Origin of the sequence: Burkholderia cepacia (assembly GCF_001039005.1) — a bacterium.
Taxonomy (GTDB): domain Bacteria; phylum Pseudomonadota; class Gammaproteobacteria; order Burkholderiales; family Burkholderiaceae; genus Burkholderia; species Burkholderia theae.
The window spans coordinates 1-16,502 of record NZ_LDWR01000025.1 but is presented as its reverse complement, the minus strand read 5'-3'; the positions used below and the strand labels follow the sequence as shown (position 1 = coordinate 16,502).

Genomic DNA, 16,502 nt, shown 5'->3' with positions numbered 1-16,502 from the left:
CCTCTTTCCCGGAGAATCCGATGAACACCGCTGCTCCCGTTGCCCTGTCGGTCAGGAACATCCACAAGTCGTTCGGCGATCACCATGTGCTGAAGGGCATTTCGCTCGATGCGCACGAAGGCGACGTGATCTCGATCCTCGGCGCGAGCGGCTCGGGAAAGAGCACGTTCCTGCGCTGCCTGAACCTGCTCGAGACGCCCGACGACGGCACCGTCGCGCTCGCCGGCGAGGAACTGAAGATGAAGCGTGCGCGCGACGGCAAGCTGCAGCCGGGCGACCGGCGTCAGGTCGACCGGATCCGTTCGCAGCTCGGGATGGTGTTCCAGAACTTCAACCTGTGGTCGCACATGACGGTGCTCGACAACCTCGTCGAAGGGCCGCTGCGCGTGCAGAAGCGCAGCCGCGCGGAAGCGGTCGAGGAGGCCGAGGCGCTGCTCGCGCGCGTCGGCCTCGCGGACAAGCGCGACTACTATCCGGCGCACCTGTCGGGTGGCCAGCAGCAACGCGTCGCGATCGCCCGTGCGCTCGCGATGCATCCGAAGGTGATGCTGTTCGACGAACCGACGTCGGCGCTCGATCCGGAGCTGGTCGGCGAAGTGCTGCGCGTGATGCGCTCGCTCGCGGAGGAAGGGCGCACGATGCTGGTCGTCACGCACGAGATGGGTTTTGCGCGTCACGTGTCGAACCGCGTGATGTTCCTGCATCAGGGCGAGGTCGATTCGGACGGCACGCCCGGCGACCTGTTCGGCGGCCAGTGCTCGGAGCGCTTCCGACAGTTCGTATCGAGCCATCACGACCGTTCCGCGAACTGAGGCCGCCATGACCGTATTCCGTTCGGCAAGGCCGCTCGACTGGCGGCAGATCGCGGCGGTGGCCGCAGGCGAACCGCTTGCACTCGCCGACGAAGCGCGCATGCGCGTCGTCGCGGCCCGCGAGCTCGTCGATGAAATCGTCGCGCGCGGCATCCGCGCGTATGGCGTCAACACGGGCGTCGGTGCACTGTGCAACGTGATCGTGTCGCCGGCGCAGCAGAGCACGCTGTCGCGCAACATCCTGATGAGCCACGCGGTCGGCGTGGGCGCACCGCTCGGCGCGGCGGAAACGCGCGCGATCGTCGCGGCGGCAATCAACAACTACGCGCACGGTCATTCCGGCGTGCGCGCCGACGTCGTCGACCAGCTCGTCGCGTTGCTGGAACACGATTGCCTGCCGGAGGTGCCCGCGCACGGCTCGGTCGGCTATCTGACGCATATGGCGCATGTCGCGCTCGTCTGCATCGGCCATGGCCATGCGCGCCACCGCGGCGAGCGGATTCGCGGCGACGAGGCACTGCGCCGCATCGGCCGCGCACCGCTCGTGCTCGGCGCAAAGGAAGGGCTGAGCCTCGTCAACGGCACGCCGTGCGTGACGGGGCTGGCCGCGCTCGCGCTGGCCCGCGCCGAGCGGCTGCTCGACTGGGCCGACTGGGTCGCCGCGATGAGTTTCGAGAACCTCGGCGGGCAGCTCGCCGCATTCGACCCGGCGTCGCTTGCGTTGCGGATTTCGCCCGGCATCGGTCACGTCGGCGCGCGCTTGCGTGCGCTGCTCGCCGACAGCGGCATGCTCGCGGCGGCAAGCGGCCGGCATACGCAGGATCCGCTCAGCCTGCGCACGATTCCGCACGTGCACGGCGCGGCACGCGACGTGTTCGACGTGACGGCGGAGGTGGTCGATCGCGAACTGGCGTCGGTGACCGACAATCCGATCGTGGCCGGCACGCGCGACGCGCCGGCCGTCCATTCGCAGGCACATGCGGTCGGCGCGGGCATCGCGCTGGCGATGGACAGTCTCGCGGCGGCGATGGCCCAGGTCGCGGCGATCGCCGAACGGCGTCTCGACCGGCTCGTCAATCCGCTCGTGAGCGGGCTGCCGGCATTCCTCGCGACGCCGGGCGGTACCTGTTCGGGGTTCATGATCGCGCAGTACACGGCGGTCGCGCTCGTCGCGCAGAACCAGCGGCTCGCGGGGCCGGCGAGCCTCGACGGCGGCATCACGTCGGGCCTGCAGGAAGACCATCTGTGCCATGCGACGCCGGCCGCGCTGAAGGCACTCGACATCATCGAGAACACGACGCGCGTGCTGGCGATCGAGCTGCTGGCCGCCGCGCAGGCCTACGATCTGCAGGCGGGCAGCGCGTCGCGGGCCGCACCCACCGACACGCTGTGGCGGCATGTGCGCGAACGCGTGCCGGCGTACCGGGACGACCGGCCGCTCGCGGACGACATCGCGATCGCCGCCGGCATCGTCGCGGGTGTGCCGCCGCCGGTGATGTAACGGCGGGAGACCGGCCGCCGTGACATCGCGGCGGCCAGCGGGCGATCCATCATTCATTCGATCGAGGGCGCATGAACGAAGCGGAACGACAACTCGCCGGCCGGCAGGCGAGCGCACCGGGCGACGACGTGCCGGCGCGCGCGTTGCCGGCCTACCAGCAGATCAAGCGCTACGTCGTCGAACGGATCGCGAACGGCGACTGGAAGCCCGGCGGCGCGATTCCGACCGAGGCCGAGCTGGTCAAGGAGTTCGGCGTCGCGCGGATGACGGTGTCGCGCGCGCTGCGCGAGCTGACCGCCGAGCGCGTGCTGACCCGGATCCAGGGCGCCGGCACGTTCGTCGAACGGCGGCACTACGAATCGACGGTGCTGGAAATCCGCAACATCGCGGACGAGATCGCGGAGCGCGGCCATCGGCACAGCGCTCGCGTATTGCTGATCGAAAGCAGCGACGATCAGGAGGCGGTCGAAGCGCTCGGGCTGCGTTCAGGGCCCGTGTTCCATTCGCGCATCGTGCATTACGAGGAAGAGGAGCCGATCCAGTTCGAGGATCGCTACGTCAATCCGGCGTTGTTTCCCGCGTATCTGGAACAGGACTTCACGGTCGAGACGCCGAATCACTACATGGTGCGGCTTGCGCCGATCCAGCGCGCGGAGTTCCGGATCTACGCGCAGAAGCCCGACGCGCAGGTGCGCCGCCACCTCGTGATGGAAATCGGCGAGCCGTGTCTGTTATTGAGGCGCCGCACGTGGGTCGGCGAGCATGTCGCGACGTCGGTGCGCTTGTGGCATCCGGCATCGCGGTTTCATCTGGCGGGGAAGGTGTGAGCGTGCAGGTCGCCACCCGGCGGCTCAACCCCGCGTAGCGATATGCCATTCATCGTGCCGGTCTAGAGCGACCGCTCTGAATTCTCGCCGCACTGCCGCATAAAACGGTCATCAGCCGGTGGAAGCGCGCAGGGCGAATCATTTCGTATGTATTCGGCAAGATCCGTCGCGCTCCCGGGATAGGGCCGTCCGGCAAGGGGCGCGGCGAGTTTGTCGTCGTCATTTCCGGCCTGCCGGGGCCGCTTTTGCGCATCCGGCTCGCGATCTGCATTCAAGCGACGAATGTGTGCATCGCAACAATCCATTTCATTCACGGCAATCGTCCCGGTAAGGTGAACGCACGTTCGAATTTGCTCGAACGAAGCGAATCCACCACTCGACGATGCCATGAAAACGACTCCCGATCGACCTGCGGAAGCGTCACCCCCGCGCCCCGGCGTCACGCCGGCAGGCGGAGGCAATGCGCGCGCGGCGGGCCTGAGCCTGCCGTCCCGGCTGGTGGGCCCGATCGTGCTCGGGACGCTGCTCAACGCGCTGAACTCGTCGATGATCGCGGTCGCGCTCGTCAGCATCCAGCAGGCGTTCAACCCGCAGGGGCATGAACGCATCGACACGATGTGGCTCGTGTCGGGCCTTTATCTCGCGACGGCCGTCGGCCAGCCGACGATGGGGCGACTCGCCGACCGGTTCGGTGCGAAGAGGATCTTCTGCATCGGCCTCGCGATCGTATTGATCGCGTCCGCGCTCGCGCCGTTCGCGCCGTCGCTCGGGTGGCTGATCGCATCGCGCGTCGCGCTCGGCATCGGCACGTCCGCCGCGTATCCGGCCGGCATGGCGATGATCCGCACGTGGTCGCAGCGGCACGCGAACGGCGCGACGCCGACGGGCGGCCTCGGTGCGATCTCGGTCGCGGCGCAGGTGGCCGTCGCGTTCGGGCCGCCGCTCGGCGGCGCGCTCGTGCAATTCGCCGGCTGGCGCGCGATCTTCTGGATCAACGTGCCGATCGTGCTGCTGGCCTTCGTGCTGGCATGGCTGTGGATTCCGGCCGACGTCGTCCCGCGCGGCGCGCAGGAGCGCCGCACGCTGCGGAGCACGCTGAAGGAACTGGACCTGCCGGGCGTCGCGCTGTTCGTCCTGACGCTCGCGAGCCTGCTGCTGTTCCTGCAATCGGTATCGCACGAGCCCGACTGGCTGCTGCTGGTCGCGACGCTGGTTCTGTGCCCGATGCTGGTCGGGCGCGAGCGACGGGCCGCGACGCCGCTGATCGACATCCGCATGCTGAGCGACAACCGCGCCCTCACGAGCACGTACCTGCGCTGCGTCGGCACCTACGCGGTGTTCTACGCGATCTTCTATGCGCTGCCGATGTGGCTGCAGGAAGCCAAGCACCTGTCCGCCGCCGATGCCGGCCTCGTGATGCTGCCGGTCGCCGGGATCGGCACCGTGGCGACGATGTTCGCGACCCGCCTCGCGCACCGCCACGGCTCGCGGCCGGTGCTGATCATCGGCTCCGCGATGCTGTGCGTCGGCAGCGTCGTGATGAGTTTCCTCACCAGCGCGATGCCGGTCTGGTCGATCGTGCTGCTGTCGATCGTGTTCGGCGTGCCGAACGGCTTCAACAATCTTGGCAACCAGGCGGCGCTCTACCAGAGCGCGCCGCACGACCGGATCGGCACGGCCTCGGGGCTGTACCGCACCGCGCAGTATGTCGGCGGCAGCCTGTCGTTTGCGCTCGTCGGGCTGGCGCTCGGCCATCCGGCGAGCGATCGCGGCCTGCGCGAGCTGGCCATTGTCCTGGCGGTCATCAGCGTGCTGCTGCTGCTCAACGCGGCATCGAGCCGGCACCTGGATGCCGCCGCTTCTTCCATCTCCCAACAGAAGTGAGGTTTTACATGTCCATTCCGACGCTCAATCGCACGGTTGCCCTGGTCGCCATCGATCTGCAGAACGGCATCGTGTCGCTGCCGGTCGTGCCGTACACCGGCGCGCAGGTCGTGGCGAAGACGGTCGAGCTCGCGACCGCGTTCCGCGCGCTGCAGCTTCCCGTCATCTACGTGCACACGAGCTACCAGCCGGACGGCGGCGTGGCGCTGAAGGTCAAGACGGATGCGCCGTCGGCGCCGCCGAATCTCGACCCCGAATGGAGCGCGTTCGCGCCGGCGCTCGGCGTGGCGCCGTCCGACATCGTCGTGACGAAGCACCAGTGGGGCGCGTTCACCGGCACCGACCTGGACGTGCAACTGCGCCGGCGCGGCATCACGGACATCGTGCTGACCGGGATCGCAACCAACATCGGCGTCGAATCGACGGCGCGCCAGGCATACGAGAACAACTACAACGTCGTCGTCGTCAGCGACGCGGTCAGCACGTCGTCCACCGACGCGCAGACCTTCGCGCTGACGCAGATCTTCCCGAAGCTCGGGCAGGTGGCCGCGACGGCCGACGTGGAGGCGGCACTGGAGCAGGCGTTTTCGCGCTGAACGAAGCGGCGTGTTCGGCGTGCACCATTCATACAGAGCCATTTAACGAGGCATGACGATGATCAAGACCGATGCATGGGTTCTTTACGCAGGACCGGAACCGAGCAAGAAGCAGGCGCCCGTGGCGGGCGAGCTGCGTCGCGAAACCTTCGAATTCTCCGATCTGGAAGCCGACGAGGTGCTGGTCGAGCCGCTGTACGGATCGTGGGAAGCGAACCTCGACCACGCGCTGTCGCGCAATCCGGTCGACATCTGCCGGCAGCGCCGCGAGGACAAGATCGTGCTCGGCAACGGTGCGCTGGTGCGCATCGTCGAGCGCGGCCGCGGCGTGAAGACGCTGAAGGAAGGCGAGATCTGCATGGTGATGCCGTTCGGCAAGCGCGACGAATACGGGTTCGCCGAACTCGTCTACGCGTACGACGCGCCGGGCACGATCGGCGTGATGGCGCAGCGGACCAAGATGCGCGCCGACAACCTCGTGGCGGTGCCGACGGACAGCCGGCATTCGCTGCTGCAATGGGCAACGTACGGCCGCTACTTCACCGCGTGGGACAACTGGAAGGTGGCGTCGGCCTGCTGGCGCTCGCAGTTGCCGGACGTCGATCCGGCCGACTACCTGGTGTTCGGCTGGGGCGGCGGCACGACGCTCGCCGAACTCCAGCTCGCGAAGCGCGAGGGCTTTCGCGTCGCGATGACGGCGAGCAACGACCGGCGCCTCGAGGAGCTCGCGAAGCTCGGCATCACGCCGGTCGATCGCCGCAAGTTCCCGAATCTCGCGTATGACGAAGAGCGCTACAAGACCGATCCCGAGTATCAGGCGAGCTATCGCGAGTCGGAGCGTGTGTTCGCGGAGACGATCGCCGAACTGAGCGGCGGCCGCGGCGTCGCGATCTTCCTCGACAACCTCGGCGGCGCGCTGTATCGCTCGACGATGCGCGTGGTCGGCCGCACCGGCATCGTCACGACGGTCGGCTGGAAGACCGGGATGCGCCTGTGGAACCTGCGCGCGACGGAATGCATCAACCGCCGCCTGCACATCCACACGCATGCGTGGCGCTACGACGACAGCATCACGATCCGCGACTTCCAGGAAACGAGCGGCTGGATCGGCGAGGAGCCGACCGAGATCTTCGATTTCGACGAGGTGCCGAAGCTCGCGTCCGACTACCTGAACGGGAAGATCCAGACGTATTTCCCGATCTACCGGATCAACGCCGTCTGAGCGACAGGTCGCGCGCCGCGCCCGCATCTTTGCATGTTGATTAGTCATGCAGACGATGTCGGTGCGCGGCGCGCCGTGCAATCCATTTGACTGGAGAACGGCATGGCCACTGTGGAAATCGGGGACGTCGACGCCGGCGCGGCGTCGGACGCCTCCAAACGGGCGCCGCTCGACGGCATTCGCGTGATCGACGCCGCGACGCTGTTCGCGGGCCCGCTCTCGGCGACGATGCTCGCGGACTACGGCGCCGACGTGATCAAGGTCGAGCATCCGGACGGCGATCCGGCGCGCAAGTACGGCGCGCGTCGCGACGACGTGCCGTTGTGGTGGAAGGTGCTCGCGCGCAACAAGCGGGCGGTCACGCTGAATCTCGGCACGGCCGACGGCCAGCGGATCTTCCGCGAACTGGCGGCGCAGGCGGACGTGGTCGTCGAGAATTTCCGGCCCGGCACGCTCGAACGCTGGGGGCTCGGTTACGACGTGCTGTCCGCGATCAACCCGCGGCTCGTGCTCGTGCGGGTGACGGGCTTCGGCCAGTTCGGCCCGTATGCGAGCCGGCCGGGCTTCGGCACGCTGGCCGAGGCGATGAGCGGGCTCGCGTCGATCACCGGCGAGGCGGACGGGCCGCCGCTCCTGCCGTCGTTTCCGCTTGCCGACACGGTCGCGGGGCTGACCGCCGCGTTTGCGATCATGACCGCGCTGAAGGCGCGCGAGCACACCGGGCGCGGCCAGGTCGTCGATCTCGCGATCATCGAGACGATGCTTGCCGCGATGGGCGCGCAGGTCGCGAGCTACGACCAGACGGGCCGGGTGCCCGAGCGTACCGGCAATCGTTCGCCGAACAACTCGCCGCGCGGTGTCTACCGCACGTCGGACGGCAAGTGGGTCGCGCTGTCGACGTCGGCGCACAGCATCGCCGAGCGCGTGATGCGCCTCGTCGGCCGCGCGGACCTGATCGACGAACCGTGGTTCGCGAACGGCGCGGAGCGCGCGCAGCATGCGGACGAGCTGGATGCGGCGGTCGGCGGCTGGATCGGGCAGCGCACGCGCGACGAGGTGATCGCCGAATTCGAGCGCGCGCAGGCGGCGGTCGCGCCGATCTACGACGTCGCCGACGTGCTGCGCGATCCGCAGTACGCGGCACTCGGCTCGGTCGTGTCGGTGCCCGACGCGGAGCTCGGCGCGTTCCGCACGCACAACGTGCCGTTCCGGTTGTCCGACACGCCCGGCGCGATCCGCTGGGGAGGACCCGCGCGCGGCACGCACAACGACGAAGTATTCGGCGCATTGGGACTGGAGCGGCGCGAGATCGCCGATTTGACCGAACGAGGCGTGATATGAAAACCAGCGCAACATACCGCAGTTACCTTTACGTGCCCGCGCACAAGGCGCAGGTGGTGGAAAAAGCGTATGCAAGCGAAGCCGATGCCATCGTGCTCGACCTCGAGGATGCCGTGCCGGCCAGCCACAAGGCCGAGGCACGCCAGGCGGCCGCCGCGATTCTCGCGGAAGGCCCGCCGAAGCCGACCTACGTGCGGATCAACCCGATCGGCAGCCCTTGGTGCCGCGACGACGTCGACGCGATCGCGCAGCCGGCGCTGCAGGCGCTGCGCCTGCCGAAATGCGACCTGCCGCAGCATATCCAGGAGGTCGCGGGCTGGCTCGACGCGCTCGGCTGCGACGCGGGCATCCAGATCCTGATCGAGTCGGCGTACGGCGTCGAGACGGCTTACCAGCTCGCGACCGCGTCGCCGCGGCTCGAACGGATCGGGCTCGGCGAAAGCGACCTGCGTGCGGACCTGCAGATCGGCGTCGACAACTTCACGCTCGAGGTGTGCCGCGCGCGCTGCGTGGTCGTGTCGCGCGCGGCGGGATTGAGCGGCCCGATCCAGACGGTCTATCACACGCTGCCCGATCTCGACGGGCTGAAGGAATCGACGCTGCGCGCGAAATCGATGGGGTTCCTCGGGCGCTTCGCGATCCATCCGTCGCAGCTCGCGGTGATCAACGAGGTGTTCACGCCGTCGGAGGACGAGATCCGCGCGGCCGAGCGCGTGCTCGAGGCGGTCGATGCGGCGGCCGGCAAGGCCTCGGCGTCGTCGGTGTTCGTGCTGCCGGACGGCCGCGTGGTCGCGCCGCCGCTGATCGCCAACGCGCGCGTGACGCTCGCGCTCGCGAACAATCTTCGACTCAGTGGAGCACTGGCATGAGTACACCCGAAACGCTTTCCGCTCCGGCGGCGACCACGACGAACCGGCCATTGCCGCCCGACGGCATCGTCGGCGCGCTCGGCCGCTTTGCGGCGGAGGTGCGCGCCGAAGGGCTGGAACGCAGGCTGCGCGTCGAGGCCGCCGCGCGCGTGCTCGACGTGGTCGGCAACAGCCTGATCGCGCACGACGAACCGGTCGCGCAGTCGGTGCTGCAGGTCGCGCGGCGCTGGGGCGGCACCGGCCCGGCGAGCGTGATCGGCGCGCCCGACCGGTTGCCGGCCGCGAGCGCCGCACTCGTCAACGGCACGCTTGCGCATGCGATGGATTTCGACGATTCGCACATGCGCTCGGTGCTGCATCCGAGCGCGTCCGTGATTCCGGCCGCGCTCGCCGCCGCGCAGGCGAGCGGCGCGTCGGGCGCGGCGCTGCTCGATGCGATCACGGTCGGCACCGAGGTGTGCATCCGGCTCGGTGTCGCCGCGTACAACGAGCGGCTCGGCAATTCGGTGTTCTTCGAGCGCGGCCAGCACGCGACGTCGATCTGCGGCACGGTCGGCGCGGCGGCGGCCGCGGCGATGCTGTTCGGGCTCGACGCCGCGCAGATCGCGGCGGCGCTCGGCATTGCCGCGAGCATGGGTGCGGGCCTGCTCGAAGCGAACCGCACCGGCGGCTCGGTGAAGCGGATCCACTGCGGCTGGGCGGCGCACGCGGGCGTGAGCGCGGCGGAACTGGCGGGCGCGGGCGTGACCGCGCCGCCAACCGCGCTCGAAGGCCGCTTCGGCTTCTTCCACGCGTGGTGCGGCGACCTTGCCGACGTCGACGCGGTGCTGCGCGGCCTCGGCGACGAATGGGAGACGAGCCGGATCATCTTCAAGCCCTATCCGTGCAACCACTTCACGCATCCGGGCATCGACGCGGCGCTGCAACTGAAGGCGCAAGGCGTGACGGCGGACGACGTGGTGTCGGCCGAGCTGCGGGTCGCGACGTCGACGCTGCGCACGATCGGCGAGCCGGCGGAACTGAAGGCGAATCCGCCGACCGGTTATGCGGCGGCGTTCTCGGGGCCGTACACGGTCGCGGCGGCGCTGCTCGGCGGCGGCGGGCTCGGCGTCTGGTTCGACGATTTCGACGATGCGCTTGCGCAGGACCCCGCACGGCGCGCGCTGGCCGCGAAGGTGCGCTGCGTGGCCGATCCGTGGTGCGACACGCGCTTTCCGAACTTCCTGCCGGCGGTGCTGCGCGTCGAGTTGCGCGACGGGCAGGTGCGCGAGGCGCGGATCGAGTCGAGCAAGGGCACGAATTCGCGGCCGCTGACCGAACAGGAACTCACCGCGAAATTCGTGCTGGCGGCGAGTTCGAAGCTCGGCATGGAGCGCGCGCTCGCGCTGCGCGACGCGGTGCAGGCGCTCGCCGACGATGCGCCGCTCGACGGGCTTGCGGCGCTGACGTCAGGTACTGAAGGAGGACACCGATCTTGAATGCACCGCGCTGGAAAAAGCGGCCGCCCGGCTCGAACTGGGGCGATTTCGGTCCCGACGATCAGAAGGGGCGGCTGAACTGGCTGACGCCGGACAAGGTACGGCAGGGCGTCGCCGAAGTGCGGGAAGGGCTGTCGTTCTCGCTGAGCCTGCCGCTCGACGTGCCGCGCGGCGGCGGGCTGAACGCGCGGCGCCGGCCGCCGGCGATCATGCCGGCGCTGCTCGGCGACAAGCCGTACTTCGGTTATCGGGCCGACGAACAGGTTGCGAACGCAACCGACGTGGTCTGTGACGACTCGTTCTGTATGCACTCGCAGTTCTCGACGCAATGGGACGGCCTGTCGCATGTGGGCGGCGTGTTCGACGCGGACGACGACGGCGTGCCTGAAATCGTGTTCTACAACGGTTTCCGGATGGGCGAACATCTGCGGGTGCCGCAGGAAGGCGACGCGACGGGCGGCGCGCGCGCGCTCGGCATCGAGGTGATGGCGCAGACGGGCGTGCAGGGGCGCGGCGTGCTGATCGACCTGCGGCGTCATTTCGGCGATGCGCGCACGAAGGTCGGCTTCGCGCAGTTGATGCAGGTGATGGAGGCGGACCGCGTGCAGGTCGAGCGTGGCGACATCGTCTGCATTCACACCGGCTTCGCCGATCTGCTGCTGAACGACGACGGCGGATCGCCGGCGACGGTCGCGACCGCGTGCGTGCTGGACAGCAGCGATGCGCGGCTGCTGCAATGGATCGACGAATCGGGGCTGGCCGCGCTCGTGGCCGACAACCATGCGATCGAGGAACGTCCGCAGAATGCGCAGCCGCTCCCGCAGCCGGGCGCACTGATGCCGCTGCACGAGCTGTGCCTGTTCAAGCTCGGCATTCACCTCGGCGAGCTGTGGCACCTGACGCCGCTCGCGAACTGGCTGCATGCGCATGGCCGGAACCGGTTTCTGCTGACCGCGCCGCCGTTGCATATCCGCGGCCTGGTCGGCGCGCCGGCGAATCCTGTCGCGACCGTTTGAGCCTGCGGGCGGCGGCTGTGGCGGCGGCCGCCCGCATTTTTTTCAACGCGACCGGGTTGCGAAAATCGCGAATTAAATGGCCGATTGGCGCGGTATTCAGAAGAATCGACACAAAACGGACCCATTAATTTAAAAAATTAACCAATATCGTCCGATACCTAAAAATATAGATACGTCAAGATTGGACTATTCTTGTGCATTGCACTAAATATCTGGGGATTGCTCCGATTGCAGAATTTCGCAATCGTAATCGGAGGCGGTGGTTAACCTGTTTAGTGGATGGTCGCAAACATGAATCTACGTTCGATCGATCTGAACCTGCTGGTCATACTCGATGCGCTATTGACGGAGAAGCAGGTCACACGGGCCGGCCAGAAGGTCGGCCTCACGCAGCCGGCCGTCAGCAACGCGCTGGCGCGGCTGCGATTCCTGTTCAAGGACGAGATCCTGGCGCGCACGGCGGTCGGCATGGAATTGACGCCGCGCGCACAGGCGCTGGCCATGCCGATTCGACAAATCATGCAACAAATCGAGGAATTATTTGAATCGGATTATCAATTCAATCCTTTTACGTCCGAGCGCCATTTTACGGTGCGCATGTCGGATCTCACCGAATTGCTTTTGCTGCCGGCGCTGCTGCGCTGCATGCGATTGACCAGCCCGAATATCGGCATGGACGTGGTGCACATGAGCGCGACTAGGACCGCCGACGCGCTCGAATCGGGGCTGCTCGACCTGGCAATCAGCGCCGGCCTCGAACATTCGGGCACGCTGTCGTCGCGCATCGTGTTTCATGACCGGATGGTCTGCGTGATGAGTTGCAGCCATCCGGACGCGGCCGCGCCGCTGACGCTCGAGCGATTTCTCGCGCTCGACTTCCTCAACGTGACGATCAACCCGGTCGACCACAGCCTGATCGACAACCTGCTCGCGACCATGCACTGCACGCGGCGCATCGCGCTCAACGTGCCGCACTGGCTCGTCGTGCCGAACATGCTGGACGCGCTGCCGTACGCGGTGATCATGTCGGAGCGGCACGCGCTGAGCCTCGACGATGCGCGGCTCGTGATCCGCGAACTGCCGCTCGCGATGGAGCCCGTCGCGTGGTCGCTGTACTGGCACCGCCGCTACGACGGCAGCAACGCGCACGCGTGGCTGCGCAGCCGCATCGTCGAGGTCGCGGAAGCGCTCGAACGGCACGTCGTCGCGGCGGTGGCGTAGGCCGGTCACGCCGGTCAGCCGACGACGAGCAGCGGTGGCAGCGTCGCGACGTCGGGCTGCTCGTCGAGCCGCCACAGGTAATCGAGCGCCGCGCGGATCTGTGCCGGGTTCCAGTGCCGCCGGCAGTTCTTCGTGAACTTCGCGACGTAGTCGTCGCGCCGCATCGGCCGCGTCGGCGAGCCGGGCAGGTCGTCCACCTGCTTCGTGCAGGTCGTGCCGTCTTCGCACACGGCCGTCACGCGATTCGGTGCCTGCACCGGATAACGCGCGGTAAGCGACGGGTCCTCGCGCACCGTGATCCGCTCGATCAGCGCGCGCAGCGCCGGATCCTGCAGCGCGTCGTGCCGGTAGCTCTCGGTCGTGATGTCGCCGTCGAGCATCGCGCGCGCGACGATGTACGGCAGGCTGTGATCGGCGGTCTCGTGGGTCGATGGCGCCCATTTTTCGCGGTCGCGGCCGGCCGTCACGTAGCCGACCTCGGTCGTGTCGATCTCGATGCGCCGGATGCGGCGCAGGTCGCCGACCTGCGCGGCGACGTCGACCGCGGCCGGAATCGCGGTTTGCGTGAGCCCCTGGGCGGGATAGAACTTCACGAAGCATTTGCCGATCCGGAACGCACCGCCGCGCCCGCCGAATTCGCGCGTGTCGACGGCGAACGGTCCGGACACCTGCGGAAAGAATCCCGCCATGCCTTCGAAGATCGGCGCGGGGCCGGTCAGCCCGGCGCGCGCGAGCTGCGTCGAGAACACCGCGTTGCGCGCCGCGTCCGCATCGGCGAGCGCCTTCCAGTTCGACAACTGCTGGACGCGCGTCTGGTTCAGCGCGAGATGGCTGTTGATCGACAGGTTCACCGCCTGCACCAGCTGCGGCGCGGGCATGCGCATCAGCTTGCCCGCGGCGAGCGCGACGGCGGGCAGGCTGTAGCACGTGTGGTCCCAGCCGCGCGGGCTGATCGCGGCGGCGTCCATCAGCCGGCACGCGATCTCGTACGCGATCGCGATCGACAGGATCAGGTCGCGGCCGTTCGCATGCTGCGCTTCGGCGACGGCGAGGCACGCGGACATGTTGTCGCTCGGATGGCCGGTCTCCTTGCCGGCGTATGCGTCGTTGAAATCGTAGTAGCGCAGCGCGGTGCCGGTCGCGAATGCGGCGAGATCGGGGCTCGTGCGCTCGCGGGTGCCGACGATCGTCGACACGCCGCCCGGCGACGCAAGCGCCACATCGCGCGCGATCCGCACCGGGCGTTCGTCGTGTGCGGCGATCGCGCAGCCGAGCGCGTCGATCAGGTGTGCCTTGATCGTCTCGATCGTCGCGTCGTCGAGGTCGCGATACTGCAGCCCGGCCGCGTAGTCGGCCAGTTGCTGCGCGAGATCGGGGCGGCCGGTGGTGACGCCGGCGGCCGGCAGCGCGCCGGCGCGGGCGTGGGCGAACGGCAGCGCGAGCGCCGTGCCGGTCAGCGTGGAAAGGAAGTGGCGGCGGTTCATGGTGCGTGGCTCCGGAGGTTCCTGAAACGGGGGGAGAGGCGGGCTCAGAACAGCTTGCGCAGGCCGAGTGCCGCGCCCGCGCTGCTGGCACGGTCGCCGGCCAGCGTGTAGTGGAGAAAGTTGTAGTTGTAGTTGTCGAAATCGAGCGCGGCGCGGCGCGCGTAGCCGCCCGCCAGGTACACCGTGACGGCTTTCGACAGGAAGTAGTTCAACTGCAGCGTGACCTGCTGCGGGTTCGCCGGGTGCGGTGCGGGCGTCTGCGCGTTCGGCGGATTCTGCGCGCGGATGTCCTCGTAATAGAACGCGCCGATCGCCTGCAGGAAAGGGGTGATCGCATAGCGCACGCCGGCCCACCAGAACGTGTAGCTCGTCACGACCGATGGCGCGGCGACGCCGCTCTGTCCGTGCGTGACGCCGGCCAGCAGTTGCACGCGGTCGACCGACGCGATCGCGGCGGCGGCGTAGCGGCGGAAATGCGCGAAGCCGCCCGGCTGCGGCGTGTTGACGTTGTCGAACGCGGCGGCGACCGAGAATGCGCCGCCGGCATAGTCGAAGCCGGCGCCGTAGGCGGCGTTCGACTGGAACGCGCCGGGCGTGCCGCCGAACGAATAGTGCGTTTCGAGCGTCAGCGCGCCGATCTTCGCGAGGTACTTGGCGACGTTGTTCTCGCGGAAGTTGACGCCGACGATCGCACCGGCCGGCTCGTACAGCGTCGAGTACGCGCCCGTCGGCGAATAGTGCTCCATGACGTCGAACAGCGTCGTGTACTGATGGCCGAGCCGCAGCGCGCCCCAGCGTTCGTGCTGCAGCCCGACCCACGCGGAGCGGTCGAAGCCGCCCGCGCCGGTGCCGGTGCCGTTGTTCAGGTTGATGCCGCTTTCGAGCCGGAACGCGGCCTGCCAGCCGCCGCCGAGTTCCTCGACGCCCTTCAGGCCCCAGCGCGAGCCGCTCTTGCCGCCCGACGCCATCCGCACGAGCGATGCCGACGACTTGTCGCCGGGCGCGGCCTGGTGGGTGAGGAATTCCGTATAGACGTCGGCCACGCCGTACAGCGTGATCGTGTTCTGCGCGCAGGCGCTGGCCGATACGAGGCCCAGTCCGCACAGTGCGGACATCCGCTTGCCCATGGCTTGTCTCCTTCGTGGGTTTATTTATTGGATTGCGACGCCGCGCCGGTCGAGCGGCGCGGCGGTGCTGCGGGGCGACGCTATCCGGGCCGGGCGGCGAACGGGGGGCGTCGCGGCGGGACGCACACGCGCATCGTGCGACCTGCGCATACGCAGGGTCGAAGCGCGGCGATGAAGGGCGGCACGCGCATCACCGGGGCGTGCCGCCGGTACGCGCCTGCACGGCCGCGTGACGCGCGAGCACGCGCTTCGCGCGGGCGACGCCGGGCGCGTCGACCATCCTGCCGTCGACGCGCAGCGCGCCGCGCCCGTTCGCGCGCGCGTCGTCGTAGGCGGCCAGCACCGCGTTCGCGTCGCGCACCGCGTCGTCGTCGGGCCGGAACGCGCGGTTGAGCGCGCCGACCTGCAGCGGATGGATGCAGGTCGCGCCCGCATAACCGAGCTCCGCGGACATGCGGGCGATGCGCTCGAACGCGTCGAGATCGCGCAGCTCGTCGAGGCCGCCGACGAGGCCGAGCGGCAGGATGCCGGCCGCGCGCGCGGCGATGATCAGCAACTGTTTCGGCACGCGCAGCACGTCGGCGCTCGCGCCGCTTTCGCAGTTCAGCGCGAAGTCGCCGCCGCCCAGCATCATCGCGACGACGCGCGGCGACGCCCGCGCGATCCGGTCCATGGCCTGGAACGCACGCGGCGTTTCGACGATCGCGACGATCCGCGTGCCGCCGGGCGGGGCGCCGGTTTCCTCTTCGAGCGCGGCCAGCAGCTCGTCGATCGCCTCGACGTGCGAGCTGCCGCGCACCTTCGGCAGCACGACGCCGTCCACGCCGGCCCGGACGGCCGCGCGCAGGTCGGGCACCAGCAGGTCGAGCGGGCCGTTGGCGCGCACCAGCACGTCGCGGCCGGGCGTGCGCAACGCCGGCACGGCGTCGGCCAGCCCGTCGCGGGCGGCCGCCTTGCACGCGGCCGGGACGCTGTCCTCGAGATCGAGGATCAGCGCGTCGGCGTCGCTCGCGGCGGCCGATGCGACGAAACGGGGGACGTGGGCGGGGACGTACAGCAGCGAGCGCCAGACAGGTTGATGCGAAGAATTCATCGTTGATCTCTAAAAATGAAAGTCACTTTCA

At 68.7% G+C, this 16,502-nt stretch carries 14 protein-coding genes; 11 read left to right on the top strand and 3 right to left on the bottom strand.

Annotation, left to right across the window (positions count from 1 at the left end):
- Positions 1 to 20 precede the first annotated feature (20 nt).
- The 11 genes from VL15_RS15405 to VL15_RS15355 all read left to right on the top strand — a co-directional run bounded on the left by VL15_RS15405 (position 21) and on the right by VL15_RS15355 (position 12,767).
- A complete protein-coding gene (locus VL15_RS15405) occupies positions 21 to 812 on the top strand; it encodes an ABC transporter ATP-binding protein (RefSeq protein ID WP_048246498.1) in 792 nt (263 codons plus the stop codon).
- A gap of 7 nt (positions 813 to 819) precedes the next feature.
- The gene (locus VL15_RS15400; protein WP_048246497.1) at positions 820 to 2,313 is read left to right on the top strand and encodes an HAL/PAL/TAL family ammonia-lyase; all 1,494 of its coding nucleotides are present in this window, start codon (positions 820 to 822) and stop codon (positions 2,311 to 2,313) included.
- A gap of 71 nt (positions 2,314 to 2,384) precedes the next feature.
- Complete coding sequence (gene hutC, locus VL15_RS15395) at positions 2,385 to 3,140, top strand: histidine utilization repressor (protein WP_048246496.1); 756 nt, start codon at positions 2,385 to 2,387, stop codon at positions 3,138 to 3,140.
- Between the two features lie 387 nt (positions 3,141 to 3,527).
- Complete coding sequence (locus tag VL15_RS15390; RefSeq protein WP_053077657.1) at positions 3,528 to 5,024, top strand: MFS transporter; 1,497 nt, start codon at positions 3,528 to 3,530, stop codon at positions 5,022 to 5,024.
- Positions 5,025 to 5,032: 8 nt separating this feature from the next.
- On the top strand, positions 5,033 to 5,620 hold the full coding sequence (locus VL15_RS15385; RefSeq protein WP_048246495.1) for a hydrolase: 588 nt from the start codon (positions 5,033 to 5,035) through the stop codon (positions 5,618 to 5,620).
- A 58-nt stretch (positions 5,621 to 5,678) separates the two neighbouring features.
- Complete coding sequence (locus tag VL15_RS15380; protein ID WP_048246560.1) at positions 5,679 to 6,842, top strand: zinc-binding dehydrogenase; 1,164 nt, start codon at positions 5,679 to 5,681, stop codon at positions 6,840 to 6,842.
- A gap of 102 nt (positions 6,843 to 6,944) precedes the next feature.
- The gene (locus tag VL15_RS15375; RefSeq protein WP_048246494.1) at positions 6,945 to 8,183 is read left to right on the top strand and encodes a CaiB/BaiF CoA transferase family protein; all 1,239 of its coding nucleotides are present in this window, start codon (positions 6,945 to 6,947) and stop codon (positions 8,181 to 8,183) included.
- A complete protein-coding gene (locus VL15_RS15370; RefSeq protein WP_048246493.1) occupies positions 8,180 to 9,052 on the top strand; it encodes an HpcH/HpaI aldolase/citrate lyase family protein in 873 nt (290 codons plus the stop codon). Before VL15_RS15375 ends, VL15_RS15370 begins: the two co-directional genes overlap by 4 nt.
- Positions 9,049 to 10,530, top strand: a complete 1,482-nt coding sequence (locus tag VL15_RS15365) for an MmgE/PrpD family protein (RefSeq protein WP_053077656.1) — start codon at positions 9,049 to 9,051, stop codon at positions 10,528 to 10,530. Before VL15_RS15370 ends, VL15_RS15365 begins: the two co-directional genes overlap by 4 nt.
- Entirely contained in the window at positions 10,527 to 11,546 is a 1,020-nt protein-coding gene (locus tag VL15_RS15360) for a cyclase family protein (protein ID WP_048246492.1), read from the top strand. The genes VL15_RS15365 and VL15_RS15360 overlap by 4 nt, the downstream gene beginning before the upstream one ends.
- A 291-nt stretch (positions 11,547 to 11,837) precedes the next feature.
- Complete coding sequence (locus VL15_RS15355) at positions 11,838 to 12,767, top strand: LysR family transcriptional regulator (RefSeq protein ID WP_048246556.1); 930 nt, start codon at positions 11,838 to 11,840, stop codon at positions 12,765 to 12,767.
- A 14-nt stretch (positions 12,768 to 12,781) separates the two neighbouring features.
- Here the strand turns inward: VL15_RS15355 and VL15_RS15350 are convergent, their stop codons facing one another.
- From VL15_RS15350 to VL15_RS15340, 3 genes are all read right to left on the bottom strand, one after another.
- Positions 12,782 to 14,251, bottom strand: a complete 1,470-nt coding sequence (locus tag VL15_RS15350) for an MmgE/PrpD family protein (RefSeq protein WP_048246491.1) — start codon at positions 14,249 to 14,251, stop codon at positions 12,782 to 12,784.
- 44 nt (positions 14,252 to 14,295) lie between these two features.
- Complete coding sequence (locus VL15_RS15345) at positions 14,296 to 15,378, bottom strand: porin (RefSeq protein ID WP_048246490.1); 1,083 nt, start codon at positions 15,376 to 15,378, stop codon at positions 14,296 to 14,298.
- Positions 15,379 to 15,568: 190 nt separating this feature from the next.
- A complete protein-coding gene (locus VL15_RS15340) occupies positions 15,569 to 16,471 on the bottom strand; it encodes an HpcH/HpaI aldolase/citrate lyase family protein (protein ID WP_048246489.1) in 903 nt (300 codons plus the stop codon).
- Positions 16,472 to 16,502 lie beyond the last annotated feature (31 nt).

Coding starts and splice junctions, on each gene's coding strand:
- VL15_RS15390 (WP_053077657.1), top strand. CDS start 3,528: ATGAAAACGACTCCCGATCGACCTGCGGAAGCGTCACCCCCGCGCCCC.
- VL15_RS15355 (WP_048246556.1), top strand. CDS start 11,838: ATGAATCTACGTTCGATCGATCTGAACCTGCTGGTCATACTCGATGCG.
- VL15_RS15350 (WP_048246491.1), bottom strand. CDS start 14,251: ATGAACCGCCGCCACTTCCTTTCCACGCTGACCGGCACGGCGCTCGCG.
- VL15_RS15380 (WP_048246560.1), top strand. CDS start 5,679: ATGATCAAGACCGATGCATGGGTTCTTTACGCAGGACCGGAACCGAGC.
- VL15_RS15340 (WP_048246489.1), bottom strand. CDS start 16,471: ATGAATTCTTCGCATCAACCTGTCTGGCGCTCGCTGCTGTACGTCCCC.
- VL15_RS15400 (WP_048246497.1), top strand. CDS start 820: ATGACCGTATTCCGTTCGGCAAGGCCGCTCGACTGGCGGCAGATCGCG.
- hutC (WP_048246496.1), top strand. CDS start 2,385: ATGAACGAAGCGGAACGACAACTCGCCGGCCGGCAGGCGAGCGCACCG.
- VL15_RS15385 (WP_048246495.1), top strand. CDS start 5,033: ATGTCCATTCCGACGCTCAATCGCACGGTTGCCCTGGTCGCCATCGAT.
- VL15_RS15345 (WP_048246490.1), bottom strand. CDS start 15,378: ATGGGCAAGCGGATGTCCGCACTGTGCGGACTGGGCCTCGTATCGGCC.
- VL15_RS15365 (WP_053077656.1), top strand. CDS start 9,049: ATGAGTACACCCGAAACGCTTTCCGCTCCGGCGGCGACCACGACGAAC.
- VL15_RS15405 (WP_048246498.1), top strand. CDS start 21: ATGAACACCGCTGCTCCCGTTGCCCTGTCGGTCAGGAACATCCACAAG.
- VL15_RS15375 (WP_048246494.1), top strand. CDS start 6,945: ATGGCCACTGTGGAAATCGGGGACGTCGACGCCGGCGCGGCGTCGGAC.
- VL15_RS15370 (WP_048246493.1), top strand. CDS start 8,180: ATGAAAACCAGCGCAACATACCGCAGTTACCTTTACGTGCCCGCGCAC.